At 71.3% G+C, this 14,165-nt stretch carries 10 protein-coding genes; 6 read left to right on the forward strand and 4 right to left on the reverse strand.

Annotated elements, in window-relative coordinates; translation table 11 throughout:
- Positions 1-155: 155 nt before the first annotated feature.
- Positions 156-902, forward strand: a complete 747-nt coding sequence (locus ACZ7DY_RS17590) for a L,D-transpeptidase family protein (protein ID WP_471136036.1) — start codon at positions 156-158, stop codon at positions 900-902.
- Positions 903-1,011: 109 nt separating this feature from the next.
- A complete protein-coding gene (locus ACZ7DY_RS17595) occupies positions 1,012-2,670 on the forward strand; it encodes a peptide-N4-asparagine amidase (RefSeq protein ID WP_471136038.1) in 1,659 nt (552 codons plus the stop codon).
- 88 nt (positions 2,671-2,758) lie between these two features.
- On the opposite strand, the gene ACZ7DY_RS17600 is transcribed toward ACZ7DY_RS17595, so the two are convergent.
- From ACZ7DY_RS17600 to ACZ7DY_RS17610, 3 genes are all read right to left on the reverse strand, one after another.
- Entirely contained in the window at positions 2,759-4,261 is a 1,503-nt protein-coding gene (locus ACZ7DY_RS17600) for a Gfo/Idh/MocA family protein (RefSeq protein WP_471136041.1), read from the reverse strand.
- Between the two features lie 239 nt (positions 4,262-4,500).
- Entirely contained in the window at positions 4,501-7,437 is a 2,937-nt protein-coding gene (locus tag ACZ7DY_RS17605; RefSeq protein ID WP_471136043.1) for an FAD-binding and (Fe-S)-binding domain-containing protein, read from the reverse strand.
- Positions 7,438-7,506: 69 nt separating this feature from the next.
- A complete protein-coding gene (locus ACZ7DY_RS17610; protein WP_471136046.1) occupies positions 7,507-7,950 on the reverse strand; it encodes a MarR family winged helix-turn-helix transcriptional regulator in 444 nt (147 codons plus the stop codon).
- A gap of 94 nt (positions 7,951-8,044) precedes the next feature.
- Here ACZ7DY_RS17610 and ACZ7DY_RS17615 point away from each other — a divergent pair, with 94 nt between their 5' ends.
- The 4 genes from ACZ7DY_RS17615 (at position 8,045) to ACZ7DY_RS17630 (ending at position 12,978) form a co-directional block, all read left to right on the forward strand.
- Positions 8,045-9,853 carry an ABC transporter ATP-binding protein gene (locus ACZ7DY_RS17615; RefSeq protein ID WP_471136048.1) on the forward strand — a complete coding sequence of 603 codons (1,809 nt, stop codon included), beginning with the start codon at positions 8,045-8,047 and terminating at the stop codon, positions 9,851-9,853.
- A gap of 43 nt (positions 9,854-9,896) precedes the next feature.
- Positions 9,897-10,712, forward strand: coding sequence for an endolytic transglycosylase MltG (mltG, locus tag ACZ7DY_RS17620; protein ID WP_471136051.1), 816 nt, complete (start codon positions 9,897-9,899; stop codon positions 10,710-10,712).
- A gap of 117 nt (positions 10,713-10,829) precedes the next feature.
- Positions 10,830-11,531 (forward strand): antibiotic biosynthesis monooxygenase, encoded by a 702-nt coding sequence (locus ACZ7DY_RS17625; RefSeq protein WP_471136054.1) that lies wholly within the window; start codon positions 10,830-10,832, stop codon positions 11,529-11,531.
- Between the two features lie 133 nt (positions 11,532-11,664).
- Entirely contained in the window at positions 11,665-12,978 is a 1,314-nt protein-coding gene (locus tag ACZ7DY_RS17630) for a S8 family peptidase (RefSeq protein WP_471136057.1), read from the forward strand.
- 36 nt (positions 12,979-13,014) lie between these two features.
- Here ACZ7DY_RS17630 and ACZ7DY_RS17635 read toward each other — a convergent pair whose 3' ends face one another.
- On the reverse strand, positions 13,015-14,124 hold the full coding sequence (locus ACZ7DY_RS17635; RefSeq protein WP_471136060.1) for an NAD(P)-binding domain-containing protein: 1,110 nt from the start codon (positions 14,122-14,124) through the stop codon (positions 13,015-13,017).
- Between the last annotated feature and the right edge of the window lie 41 nt (positions 14,125-14,165).

Raw genomic sequence — 14,165 nt, forward strand, 5'->3', positions numbered from 1 at the left:
AGGGAGCGGACGGCGGTTACAAACCGTGAAAGGTTCGCCCTGCGCGCTCATCGGAAGCAAACGGTTTTCTGCCGCGGGGTAAAGAATCGGCCCGGTCCCGGCGCGGGCGGTGGGGCCGGGCCGGAAGTCCGCGGGCGGGGTGCGACCATGGACGGATGCGTATAGCCGGTGTGGTGCGAGCGGTGGTCGCGACAGCGGCCTGCGGTGTCCTTCTGACGTCCTGCGGAAGCGGGGACACCTCGGGCAAGGGTGACACCGCCGGTCACGGCCAGGGTGCCGGGGCCGAGGGAGGCAAGGGCGCCCAGGCCGACCTGAGGCGCATCCCGGACGTCGGCGACGGTCTGCAGTCGAAGATCCCCAAGGATTCCCGCCAGGTTGTCGCGGTGTACGGCGACGGCGTGGATTCGGCCAAGGCGACCGTCGTGCTCTACACGAAGTCGGGGGAGAAGGACACGACGTGGGAGAAGGCCCGCAGCTGGCCCGCGCACAACGGCAAGAAGGGCTGGACGACCAATCACCACGAGAACGACAAGCGCAGCCCCGTCGGAGTCTTCACGCTCACCGACGCGGGAGGGGTGCTCGCGGACCCGGGTGCCAAGTTCCCCTACACGAAGTCGGCGTCCCTGCAGGCCCCGCACTACTGGCCCAAGACGCACTGGCACGACTTCGACTATGTCATCGCCATCGACTACAACCGCGCCAAGGGCACTCCGCCGAACGACCCGACACGCCCGCAGGGGCAGTCCAAGGGCGGCAGCATCTGGCTGCACATGGACCACGGCAGCGGTACGTCGGGCTGCGTGAGTCTGTCCAAGCCGGGCATGGAGTACCTGCTGCGCACGCTCGACCCCAAGCAGCACCCGGTCATCGTGATGGGGGACCGGTCGAACCTGGAGGCGTGAACCGGCGGGGCGGCGCGAGTCGGCGAGTGGCACCCTTGCGGCGGTGGTCGGCGCCATTGCGTTGAGCGGCACCATTGCGGTGATCGGCGCCGGCCCATAGAAATCCCCCATGAGAAGACGCGTCATGTCCATGCTCGTGGGTGCGGCCCTCGCCGCGAGCACCCTCCTCGGCGCAGGCCCGGCCGCGGCCGGGCCGTCGGGTACGCCGCCCCCGGAGTTCGGAACCGACTGGCACGACCCGGTCACCGCCGCGCCACCCATCGAGAAGCCGCACACCAGGTCATGTGAAGTGACCGTCGCCGAGGCGCAGTTCAGGGACTTCACCCCGTACAGGGGCGACTTCGCGCCACCGGAGAAGTGCGGCGGCAAGGGCCACTGGAGCAAGGTGGTCCTGCGCCTCGACGGCAAGGTGAAGGGACGGCAGTACGACCGTCTCGGCTATCTCCGCATCGGCGGAGTGGAGGTCTTCCGGACCTCGACACCGGAGCCCTCGGTCGACGGCATCACCTGGTCCGTGGAGAAGGACGTCACCCGGTACACGGACACCCTCTCCCGCGAACAGCGGGTCGAGATGCTCATCGGGAACGTGGTCGACGAGACCTACACCGGCGTCATCGACGTCAAGGCCACGCTGACCTTCTACGCGCCACGAAAGCATGACTCCACACCACGGAAGCACGGCTCCACGACACAGGAGCACGGGCCCACGCCCCGGACGGCCCCCGACCGGGTCATCCCCCTCGGGGACGGCACCACCCTCACCGCCCCGCGCAACAGCGAACGCGTGGTCGCCGAGGTCTACGCCACCGGGTCCGGCGGCGGGTGTGAGGAGTTCTGGTATCTGACGGTGCCCGACGCCGCGCCCTACTCCTGCAAGGCGGACAACGGCCCCTACCGGGAGGTCCAGGTCAAGGTCGACGGCCAACTGGCCGGAATCGCCGCGCCGTTCCCGAACGTGTGGACCGGCGGCTGGTCCAACCCCTTCCTCTGGTACGTGATTCCGGCACCCCGCGCCTTCGACGTCAAACCCATCGAGTACGACCTGACGCCGTTCGCGGGCATCCTCAACGACGGCCGCCCGCACCAGGTGGAGGTCTCCGTTGTCGGCGTCCCGAAGGCGCAGACCGGGTGGAGCACCCCGGTCAACGTCCTGGTCTGGCAGGACGAGAAGAGCGACCACGTCACGGGCCGCCTCACCCGGCACAAGGAGGGCGCCCTCGCGAACGAGACGACGTACGAGCCGGGTTCCGGCGACGCGGTACACCGGCTGGACACGGACGGCGGCCACCGGCTCAGCGTCTCGGGGTACGTGAACACCTCGCACGGCCGCGTCGCGACGACCGTCACCCGCACCCTCGCGAACACGTCGGTCCACCGCTGGACAGAGGGAGAGGCGGTGGACTCGCTCAGGGCCACCTGGAACGACCGCGAGACGGTCACGACGGGACGCCGGTCGGTGCGCACCGACCGGACGTACACCATGGACGGCACCACGACGCTCGGCGCCGACGACCGGCTGCGGACCGAGATATCGCTCGGGGACCGCTCAGAGAGCGTCACGACCGGTGGCGGCCGGAGCCGCGACCGGTCGGTGCTCGACGACCGTTACGACGGCGACGCGACATATACCGTCAACGTCCCGCGCGAACAGCGCCACGCGGTCGGCACCTCGCGCGAGCGCTACCGGCTGACCGGCGACACGGGCTGCTACGACCGCACCCTCGCCACCGTCCAGGGAACCCTGACGGAGGACCGTCGGCGCTGCTGAGGGAGGGAACCGGTCCGGGCCCCGAAAGGGTCCGGACCGGCCTGGTCCGCGCCGCTACCGAGCGCCCCCCGGGCCGTTACCCCCCTGCTCAAGACTCCTTCGGTTTCGCCGAGTCGATGCCCGGCCGCGCCTTCTTCCACAGGCCGCGGGTGAAGTCGGGGATCGCCTGCGGTGCGCCCTTGGCCTTGATCGACAGGTGGCTCAGCGGCACGGGAGAGGTCCACGTGGCGGCGTCGTACACGTCGAAGTCCGGTACGAGGCCCAGCCGCATGGTCTGCATCAGCCGGAAGATCATGATGTAGTCCATGCCGCCGTGACCGCCGGGCGGATTGGCGTGCTCCTTCCACAGCCAGTGGTCGAAGTCGGCGTAATCGGCGAAGTCGCCCCACTCGTCGTCCGTGTGGTCCGGCTCGATGTAGATGCGCTCCGGGTAGTCCTCGAAGACGCCCCGCGTACCGCCCAGACTGTTGATGCGGCTGTACGGATGGGGTGTCGACACGTCGTGTTCGAGGCGGATCACCCGTCCCTTCGCCGTCTGCACGAGACTGATGGTGCGGTCGCTCTCGATGTACGTCTCTTTCCAGCTGGGGTCGCCCGGGGGCATGTGCGCCTTGCGGTACGCGGCGAGGCCGAGGGAGGGCGTGCCGAAGCTGGAGATGTGCGTGACCCGGTCGCCGCGGTTGACGTCCATGTAGTTGGCGACGGGGCCGAAGCCGTGGTTGGGGTAGAGGTCGCCGCGCAGCCGGGTGTGCCACAGGCGCCGCCAGGGCCCCTCGTAGTAGTCGGGGTCGAACATCAGGCCGCGCAGATCGTGGTTGTAGGCGCCGGCGCCGTGCAGCAGGTCGCCGAACTTGCCCGCGTGCGCCATTCGCAGGACGCGCATCTCGTTCCTGCCGTAACAGCAGTTCTCCAGCTGCATGCAGTGTCTGCGGGTGCGTTCGGACAGGTCCACGAGTTCCCACAGCTCGTCCAGGCGCAGGGCGATGGGGCATTCCACGCCGACGTGCTTGCCGTTCAGCATCGCCGACTTGGCCATCCCGAAGTGGAAGTCCCAGGGAGTCGCCACGTACACGAAGTCGATGTCGCCGCGTGCGCAGAGATTCTCGTAGTCGTGCTCGCCCTTGGTGTACGTGGCCGGGGCGGGCTGCCCCGCGGCCGTGACCTTCTTCGCGGCCGCCGCGGTCTTCTCCTTCACCGGGTCGCAGAGCGCGACGACGCGGACGCCGGGTATCGCCAGGAAGAGGTCGATCATGCTGCCGCCGCGGTTGCCGAGCCCGATGATGCCGACTCGCACCGTCGAACGCCCCTCGAACGGCACGCCGATCATGGTCTTGCCCTTGCGGGCGGGGCCTTCGGCGGCGGCCGATGCGGTGTCGGCGACGTTGGCGTCCGCCGCCTCCACGGCGTTCACGGCGTCCGCGTGCGCCGTGCCGCTCGCGAAGGCGCCGACCCCGAGCCCGGCGCCGGCGAGGCCTGCCGTCCGGAGCACTGCCCGGCGCGAGTGCCCGGCCCTCTTCGATCCCTCGCTGAACTCGTCGCGGTCGGTGCCGTCGGGAGTCGGTGTCGGCGGTGTCACGTTCTCGTCGTGCATCGGACCTCCGTAGCTGAAGAGCGGCTGGTCTCTACCACTGGGCGGAAGCCACCCTGATGGGGCTCGGAGCGGGACGCAAGGGACCGAAGTGGCCAGGGAGTTGGACTTCTCGCGGCGGGAGGGGGGTCGGCCGAGCGGCAGGCCCGGCCCAAGTACCTTCCCCCGACTCAAAGGTGCGCGTCATCCGCGCGTGACGTTGCCCGGAGGGGCGGAGAAGCGGCCGGACCGGCGATGGTCGGTCATTGGGCCGCCGGTGGGCGGGTCGCGCGTTCCAGTTCCAGGAGTACGGAGTAGTAGCCGCGCCCCGTCGCATGGTCCATGCCGACCTCACACATGCGGTTCGCGGAGAGATGGGCGTCGAAGGGGCGGGAGGTCACCTCCGCCGCCTCCTTGCGCGTGGCCGACTCCGTGAGCTCCTTGTGGAGCATGCCCCGGTCGCCCGCGAAGGCGCAGCAACCCGCGTCGTCCGGGACGACCACCTCCTCCGCGCACGCCTCGGCGACGGTGCGCAGCTGCGCCTCGTCCCCCAGGTGCTGCATGGAACAGGTGGGGTGCAGCACGGCGGAGCCGACCGTGCGGTGCACCGTCAGACGCGGAAGCAGCTCCTCCGCGGCCCAGACGATGGAGTCGACGACGGTCAGCTCCCGGTGCAGCTCGCGGTTGTCCCCGGTCAGATACGGCACGACCTCGTGCGCGATGCCGAGCGTGCAGGACGAGGCGTCGACGATCAGCGGCAGCCGGCCGCCGGCGGTCCAGCCCCAGGCCGCCTCGACGATGCGGTTGGCCATGACCCTGTTCCCCGCGTCGTACCCCTTGGAGTGCCAGATCGTCGCGCAGCACGTCCCCGCGACATCGTTTGGAATCCAGACCGGCCTTCCCGCGCGCGCGGAGACCGCGACCACGGCCTGCGCCAGCGAGCGGTCGCCGGGGCCGCCGAAGATGCGGTTGACGCACGCCGGGTAGTAGACGGCGGCGGCGCCCGTGCGCACCGTGCGCGGCAGCCTGCGCGCCGCCGCCCCGGGGATGCGGGGCAGCCATTCGGGCACGAGGTCGGGCCGCACGGCCTTGCGGGCGGTGCGGGTCACGGCGGTCAGCAGCCGGTCGCTGATCCGGTCGGCGGCGGCCACCGCGAGCCGCGCGGACGCCTCGACGGCCTTGAAGTTCTTCGCGGCGAGCGCGGCCGTCCGCTCCTCGCGGGGCGAGTGCCGCGCGTGCCGGAACTCCTTCATCAGCGCGCCCGTGTCGATGCCCACGGGGCAGGCGATCCTGCAGGTCGAGTCGCCCGCGCAGGTGTCCACCGCGTCATAGCCGTACGCCTCGACGAGGCCGTCCTCCACCTGGGAGCCCTCGGGCTGCCGCATCATCTCGCGGCGCAGCACGATGCGCTGGCGCGGTGTGGTGGTCAAGTCCTCGCTCGGGCAGGTCGGTTCGCAGAAGCCGCACTCGATGCACGGGTCGGCGATCGGCTCCACCTCGGGGATGGTCTTGAGGCCGCGCAGATGCGCCTTCGGGTCGCGGTCGAGGACGATGCGCGGCGCGAGGACCCCGTCGGGGTCGATGACCTGCTTCGTGCGCCACATCAACTCCGTCGCCTTGGGGCCCCACTCCAGCTCCAGGAAGGGCGCGATGTTGCGGCCCGTCGCGTGCTCGGCCTTCAGCGAGCCGTCGAAGCGCTCGACGGTCAGCCGGCAGAAGTCGTCCATGAAGGCGGCGTAGCGCGCCACGTCGGAGGGGATCGCCGCGTCGAAGGCGAGCAGGAAATGGAGGTTGCCGTGCGCTGCGTGGCCCGCGACGGCGGCGTCGAAGCCGTGCCGGGTCTGGAGGTCGAGGAGGGCCTCGCAGGCCTCGGCGAGCCGGCCGGGCGGTACCGCGAAATCCTCGGTGATCAGCGTCGTGCCGGAGGGACGGGAGCCGCCGACCGCGGTGACGAACGCCTTGCGTGCCTTCCAGTAGCCGCCGATCGTCTTCGCGTCGCGGGTGAACGCGTTGGTGACCGACGCGACGGGCGTGGCCAGTTCGAGCCCTTCGAGGGCGGTGGCGGCGGCCGCCTCGTACGCCTCCTGGGTGGCCTCGTCCGGAGCGTGGAACTCCACGAGGAGCGCCGCCGTCGACTTCGGCAGCTCCGCCCAGTCGGCGGGCACGCCCTGGACGCTCACCGAGGCGCGCAGGGTGTTGCCGTCCATCAGCTCGACGGCGAGCGCGCCGGCGGCGTTGAACAGCGGCACCGCGGCGGCGGCAGCGGGCAGTGAGGGAAAGAAGAGGAGGGCGGTGCTGGTGTGCCGGTCGAGCGGCAGGGTGTCGAAGACGATCTCGGAGATGAAGCCGAAGGTGCCCTCGGAACCGACCATCAGGCCGCGCAGGATCTCCACGGGGGTCGTCCCGTCGAGGAAGGCGTCGAGGCGGTAGCCGTTGGTGTTCTTGATCGCGTACTTGGCGCGGATGCGGGCCACCAGCGCGGCATCGGCCTCGATCTCGCGCTTGAGCTCCAGCAGGCCCGCGCACAGGGCCGGTTCCGCGTGCGCCAGGAAGGCGTCGGCGTCCGGATCGGCGGTGTCCACGACCGTCCCGGAGGGCAGGACGAAGGTCAGGGAGGCCACGGTGCGGTAGGAGTTGCGGGTGATGCCCGCGGTCATCCCTGACGCGTTGTTGGCGACGACGCCGCCGACGGTGCAGGCGATCGCGCTCGCCGGGTCGGGCCCGAGCACCCGGCCGAACCGGGCCAGTGTGGCGTTGGCGCGCAGGACCGTCGTGCCGGGGCCGATGCGGGCCCGCTCGCCCTCGCCGAGCACCTCGACGCCCGTCCAGTGCCTGCGTACGTCGACCAGGATGTCCTCGCCCTGGGCCTGGCCGTTCAGCGATGTGCCCGCCGCGCGGAAGACGACCTCGCGGCCCCTGCCGTGCGCGTACGACAGGACGGCCGACACGTCGTCGATGTCCTCGGGCACGACGACGACCTGCGGCACGAAGCGGTAGGGGCTGGCGTCCGAGGCATACCGCACCAGGTCGGAGATGTTCGTCAGGACCTTCTCCGGGCCGAGCAGCGCGGTCAGTTCGGAGCGCAGCGGCCCCGGTGTGCCGGCGGCGAGCCGCGCCGGCACGCGGTCGTGGGCCGGCCCCCGGGTGCGTGCGGAGGGATCGGGGCGCAGGGTCTCCGGGTCGGGCTCCAGCAGCGGCATGAGCTCTCCTCGACGGTGTGCGGCGGCGTACCGGCGGTGTCGGCGGTGGTGCCCGGCGGGCCGGCTGGGTCAGCAGCGGCGGACGTCCGGCATGTCGAACAGTGCGTTCAGCAGGACGCCCAGCTGCGCGCGCTGCTCGGTGTCCAATGGAGCCAGGATGTCCTCCGCGGCGGCGCGGCGCGCGCCGCGCAGCTCACCGAGGGCCTTAAGACCCGCGTCGGTGAGCTCGATGCGGATCACCCGGCGGTTGGTGGGATCGGGCGCGCGACGTACGAGATCGGCGCTCTCCAGGCCGTCGACCAGGGTGGTCACGGCGCGGGGGACGACTTCGAGGCGGTCGGCGAGGTCCGCCATCCGCGGCGGGGTCTCGTAGTGCGCGAGGGTGCGCAGCAGGCGGGACTGGGCGGGGGTGATGCCGATCGGCACCAGGTGGCGCTTCTGGATCCGCTGCAGCCTGCGGGTCAGCCGCAGCAACTGTTCGGCGAGCAGGCCGTCTGGGTCCGGGGTGTTCATGCGGGAACATTATCAGGACCTTGTGCATTGTGAGTATAGGTAACAGTGAGCTATGCTCCCCGAGTCATCGTCGTCCGAAATCCCGAAGGAGCCCATGCGCCACGACGAACCCACCTGGACGCCGCAGCCCCCTGCCCCCGGCGAGGAGCCGCCGCCGCGCCAGATGCGCCGCATCCTCCGCCTCTTCCGTCCCTACCGAGGCCGCCTCGCGATCGTGGGCCTGCTGGTCTGCGCCGCCTCGCTCGTCTCGGTCGCGACGCCGTTCCTGCTCAAGGAGATTCTCGACACCGCCCTGCCCCAGGGGCGCACGGGGCTGCTGAGCCTGCTCGCGCTCGGCATGGTCCTCAGCGCGGTCGTCACGAGCGTCTTCGGCGTCCTGCAGACCCTGATCAGCACGTCGGTGGGCCAGCGCGTCATGCACGACCTGCGCACCGCGGTCTATGGCCGGCTGCAGAGCATGTCCCTCGCCTTCTTCACGCGCACGCGCACGGGCGAGGTCCAGTCCCGCATCGCCAACGACATCGGCGGCATGCAGGCGACGGTCACCTCCACGGCCACCTCCCTCGTCTCCAACCTCACGAGCGTCATCGCGACGGTCGTCGCGATGCTCGCCCTGGACTGGCGCCTCACCGTCGTCTCGCTGTTGCTTCTGCCGGTGTTCGTCTGGATCAGCCGTCGCGTCGGCCGGGAGCGCAAGAAGATCGCCACGCAGCGCCAGAAGCAGATGGCCGTGATGGCCGCGACCGTCACGGAGTCCCTCTCCGTGAGCGGCATCCTCCTCGGCCGCACGATGGGCCGCGCGGACTCCCTCACCCGGTCCTTCGCCGCCGAGTCCGAGCAGCTGGTCGACCTGGAGATCCGGTCGAACATGGCGGGCCGCTGGCGCATGGCCGTCATCTCGATCGTCATGGCCGCCATGCCCGCCGTCATCTACTGGGCCGCCGGCCTCGCCTTCCAGCTGGGCGGCCCGACCGTCTCCGTCGGCACGCTCGTCGCCTTCGTCTCGCTCCAGCAGGGCCTGTTCCGGCCGACCGTCAGCCTGCTCTCCACCGGCGTCCAGATCCAGACCTCGCTCGCGCTCTTCCAGCGGATCTTCGAGTATCTCGACCTGCCCGTCGACATCACCGAGCCCGAGAAGCCGGTGCGTCTCGACGAGATAAAGGGCGAGGTCCGCTTCGAGGACGTCGAGTTCCGCTACGACGAGAAGTCCGGCCCCACCCTCCAGGGCATCGACATCGCGATACCCGCAGGGGGCAGCCTCGCCGTGGTCGGCCCCACCGGTTCCGGGAAGTCCACCCTGAGCCACCTCGTGCCCCGGCTCTACGACGTCACGGGCGGCCGCGTCACCCTCGACGGTGTCGACGTGCGCGACCTCGACTTCGACACCCTGGCGCGAGCGGTCGGCGTGGTCTCCCAGGAGACGTACCTCTTCCACGCGTCGGTCGCCGACAACCTCCGCTTCGCCAAGCCGGACGCCACCGACGAGGAGCTCGTCGCCGCCGCGCGCGCCGCCCAGATCCACGACCACATCGCCTCCCTCCCCGACGGGTACGACACGGTCGTCGGCGAGCGCGGCCACCGCTTCTCCGGCGGCGAGAAGCAGCGCCTGGCCATCGCCCGCACCATCCTGAGGGACCCCCCGGTCCTCATCCTGGACGAGGCGACCAGCGCCCTCGACACCCGTACGGAGCGGGCGGTGCAGGAGGCCATCGACGCCCTCTCCGCCGACCGGACCACGCTCACCATCGCCCACCGGCTCTCCACCGTCCGCGGCGCCGACCAGATCGTGGTGCTCGAAGCGGGCCGCACGGTCGAGCGCGGCACCCACGAGGAGCTGCTCGAGCGGGACGGCCGATATGCCGCCCTCGTCCGCCGAGACGCCCAACTGGAGCCGGTGACATGAAGATATGCCCGGAATGTCGGCATTTGCGGGTTACCGTGCCTCCATGCAGACCAAGACTCCGCGACGGGGCACGATTCGACTGACGCGGCGGGGCCGGATCGCCCTGATCGCGACCGGAGCCGCCGCGGTGGCCACCGCCGTGGCGGTGCCGCTGCTGCTCTCCGACGACGGCACACGGCCCCCCGATGCCCTCACCATCCCGGAGGGGTGGCGCTCGGGCCAGGTGTACGCCGCCGTGGACAAGGCCCTCAAAGTGCCCGCCGGCTCGACCGAGGCGGCCCTCCCGAAGGCCCGCCTCAAACTGCCCAGAGAGGCCCACGGCAACCCCGAGGGGTATCTCTTCCCGGCGACCTACCCCATCAGTTCCCGGTCGACCCCGGCATCCGTCCTGTCGTACATGGTGAACACCGCGAACAAGAAGTTCGGCGGCGGACAGGTCGCGGCGGGCGCCGGCAGCGGTGCCGTGAACCTGTACCAGACGGTCACCATCGCCAGCATGATCGAGGCCGAGGCCGGGTCCAAGGAGGAGATGGGCAAGGTCGCCCGGGTGATCTACAACCGTCTCGACCGGGGCATGCCGCTCCAGATGGACTCCACCATCAACTACGCCCTCAACCGCTCCACGCTCGCCACCAGCGAACGTGACACCAAGATCGGCAGCCCGTACAACACGTACGCGCGCATGGGCCTGCCGCCCACGCCGATCGGCAATCCCGGGGAAGCGGCGATGCGGGCGGCGGCCAACCCGACGCCGGGCAACTGGTTGTACTTCGTGACCGTGAAGCCGGGAGACACACGTTTCACGGCGAGCTTCGAGGAACACCAGAAGAACGTGGGGGAGTTCAACAAGGCGAAGTAGCAGTGGGCCTGCGGGAGTTCCTTCGTGTGCCGGTCCGGCTTCGCCTTGACCTCAACGGTGGTTCAGGTACAACGCTTTTGACCGATCGTGCCGCTCAGTAGGCAGGAGGAGCCGACCATGGCCGCACTGATATCACGTGCCTTCCCTGACGTCCGGCGCGCGGACGCCGGGACGATTCTCGTCAGTTCCTGGCCCCTGCCGGCCCCCGGGGTGCAGAAGCAGGCCGCGGACCTCGTGATCGAGGAGTGGGAGCAGCAGGAACGCCCGCCCGCCATGCTCTCGTTCACCACATTCCTCAGCGAGGACGGCCGTGAGGTCCTCAATTACGCCCAGTGGACGGACGACGACTCCCACCGCGCGTGGGCGCGGGCGGCCCGGCGCTCCCCGGGCGGCAGCAAGGGGGGCCGGATGGTGCTCGGCGTCGAGTGGCCGGGTGAGGTGCGCTATTCGCTGTACCGCAGCTATACACCGGGGGAGCGGGCGGATCGTACGGCAGGCGTGCTGGTGACCCCCACGTTCCGCACCCAGGGGCCGGAGAGCCAGCGCGCGTTCGTCGACGGCATCGTCGCCGCTCTGGAGCGGCTCAGGCCCCCGGGGCTGCTGGCGGCGCACTTCCACGTGAGCAAGGACGGCCGCCGGGTCCTCAACCACGGCCAGTGGAGCGACCTGGCGGCCTGGCGGCGCTTCATCGAGCAGGGCGGCGCCGACGCGCTGCACCACGTGCTCGACGCCCTGGACGGCGTCACGCCGGACCCCACCCGCCCCAGCGCGCCCCGCTACCGCCCGTACAAGAGCCTGGTGAACGTCGCCGCTCCGTGACACCGCCGGGCCGCACCGCGCACCACCGAGCGCCCGGAACCGGACGACAGGACGACAACGACCGCACCGCGCACCGCACATGCCCCGACCCCCTGCCAGGTCGACGAAAGGTTCAGGTGCACCGCGAATGAGAATGCCCTCGCGTCGGCGACGGTCGGCGGTACTGCTCTCGGTCGCCCTCACGGCCGCCGCCCTGCTCGGCGCGGCCCCCGCCGACCGGGCGATACGCGGCGCCCCTCCCGGCGACCTGAGGCTCGCCGACAGCTCCGAGGACGCCGTGCCGGACGGGTGGATCGTCGTCCTGAAGAAGCCGGGAGCAGCGGTCGCGGCCGACCCGGACACCGTGAGTCGACGGCCGGCCACCTCGGTGCCGGGCGTCGCGCGTGAACTCGTCGGCCGGGCCGAAGGAGCCCGGCTCGGCCATGTCTACCGGTCGGCGCTGCACGGATTCTCCGCCCGGATGAGCCGGGCGCAGGCCGCCGAGCTGGCCACCGACCCTCGCGTGGCCTACGTCCGCCAGGACACCCGGCTGCGGATCGGGACTCGACAGAAGGTACGGGCCGGAGCGTCCCGGGCCGCCGCGGCGAGCACCCGGCGGCAGACCCAGCCCGACGCGCCCTGGGGCCTCGACCGGATCGACCAGCGGCGTCTCCCGCTGTCCACCACGTACACCTACCGCACCACCGCCCCCGACGTGCACGTGTACGTCATCGACACGGGACTGCGGATCACGCACGCGGAGTTCGGCGGCCGCGCATCGGTCGGCACCGACACCGTGGGAGACGGCCGGCACGGCGAGGACTGCAACGGCCACGGCACCCACGTGGGAGGCATCGCCGCCGGGACGACGTACGGGGTGGCCAAGCAGGCCCGCCCCGTGGCGGTGCGTGTGCTCGACTGCCAGGGAGCAGGCACCACTTCGGGGGTGATCGCGGGCGTCGACTGGGTGACCGCGAACGCCGCGAAACCGGCCGTCGCGAACATGAGCATCGGCGGCGGCGCCAGTGACGTCCTCGACGGCGCGGTACGGGCGTCCATCCGCTCCGGCGTCACGTACACCGTGGCGGCGGGCAGCTCCGGCCAGTCGGGCGGCGCCTGTGCCACCTCGCCCGCACGCGTGCCGGAGGCGATCAGTATCGGGGCCAGTGACCGGACCGACCGCAGGGCGTCCTCGTCCAACTACGGGGCCTGTGTCTCCCTGTTCGCGCCCGGGGTGCAGATCCCGTCGGCCTGGCAGGGCTCCGACACCGCGACGGCCACCCTCAGCGGCACCTCGATGGCGACCGCGCACGCGGCGGGCGCGGCCGCGCTGCACCTCGCGTTCCGTCCTGCCGACACTCCGGCCCAGGTGAAGCGGGGCCTCGTGGACAACGCCACCCCCGGCGTCCTCCAGGGCACCTCACCGGTCACGCCCGACCGGCTCCTCTACACCTTGTATCTGCCCTAGGGCTTAGGGTCCATGGCGACGGCGTCGGCCACCGCGTCACACCACGGCCGGCGCCCCCGCCAACAGCCGCTGGATGTCACGGACGGCCGCGCGTCCCGCACGGTTGGCGCCGATGGTGCTGGCCGAAGGCCCGTACCCCACCAGGTGGACGCGCGGGTCGAGGGCGGCCCGGGTGCCTTCGAGGCGGATGCCGCCGCCCGCTTCCCGCAGCCGCAGGGGCGCAAGGTGCTCGATCGCCGGGCGGAAGCCCGTCGCCCAGAGAATGACGTCCGCGTCCACGCTCCGCCCGTCGTCCCACGCGACGCCGGTCGGCGTGATCCGGTCGAACATCGGCAGCCGGTCGAGGACGCCGTCCGCCCGCGCCTGCCGGATCGCGTCGTTCACGGGCAGTCCCGTCACGGAGACCACGCTCCGCGGCGGCAGCCCCTGACGTACGCGCTCCTCCACCATGGCGACGGCCGCGCGCCCCCAGTTCTCGTCGAAGGGGCCCTCGCGGAAGACCGGCGGGCGCCGGGTGACCCAGGTCGTCGCGGCCGCGTACGGGGCGATCTCCATGAGGTGCTGGGTGCCGGAGGCGCCGCCGCCCACCACGACGACCCGCTGCCCCTTGAACGCCTCGGGCCCCGGGTAGATCGCCGTGTGCAGCTGCCGGCCCCGGAAGGTCTCCTGCCCGGGGTAGCGCGGCCAGAACGGCCGGTCCCAGGTGCCCGTCGCGTTGATCAGGGCGCGCGCGGCCCACGTACCCGCCGAGGTCTCGACCAGCAGCTTCCCGTCCTCGCCCGGCCGGACCGCGGCCACGTCGACGGGCCGCCGCACCCGCAGGTCGAAGCGGCGCTCGTACTCCTCGAAGTACGCGCCGATGACCTCCGACGACGGACGCGCGGGGTCCGCGCCCGTCAGCTCCATCCCGGGGAGCGCGTGCATGCCGTGGACCTTCCCGTACGTGAGGGAGGGCCACCGGAACTGCCAGGCGCCACCGGGCCGGGGCGCGTGGTCGAGGACCACGAAGCCCCGGCCCGGCTCGTGGCCGACGCGCTTCAGGTGGTAGGCGCTGGACAGGCCCGCCTGCCCGGCGCCGATGACGACCACGTCCACGTCCTGTGCCGCCGCGGGGGCGGCCGCGTCTCGTACCCCGATGTCGTTCACGCTTCTACTAACTTCTTCGGGGTCCGGGATCTTCCCCGAGT

The sequence above is a fragment of the Streptomyces sp. NPDC037013 genome (assembly GCF_055607265.1).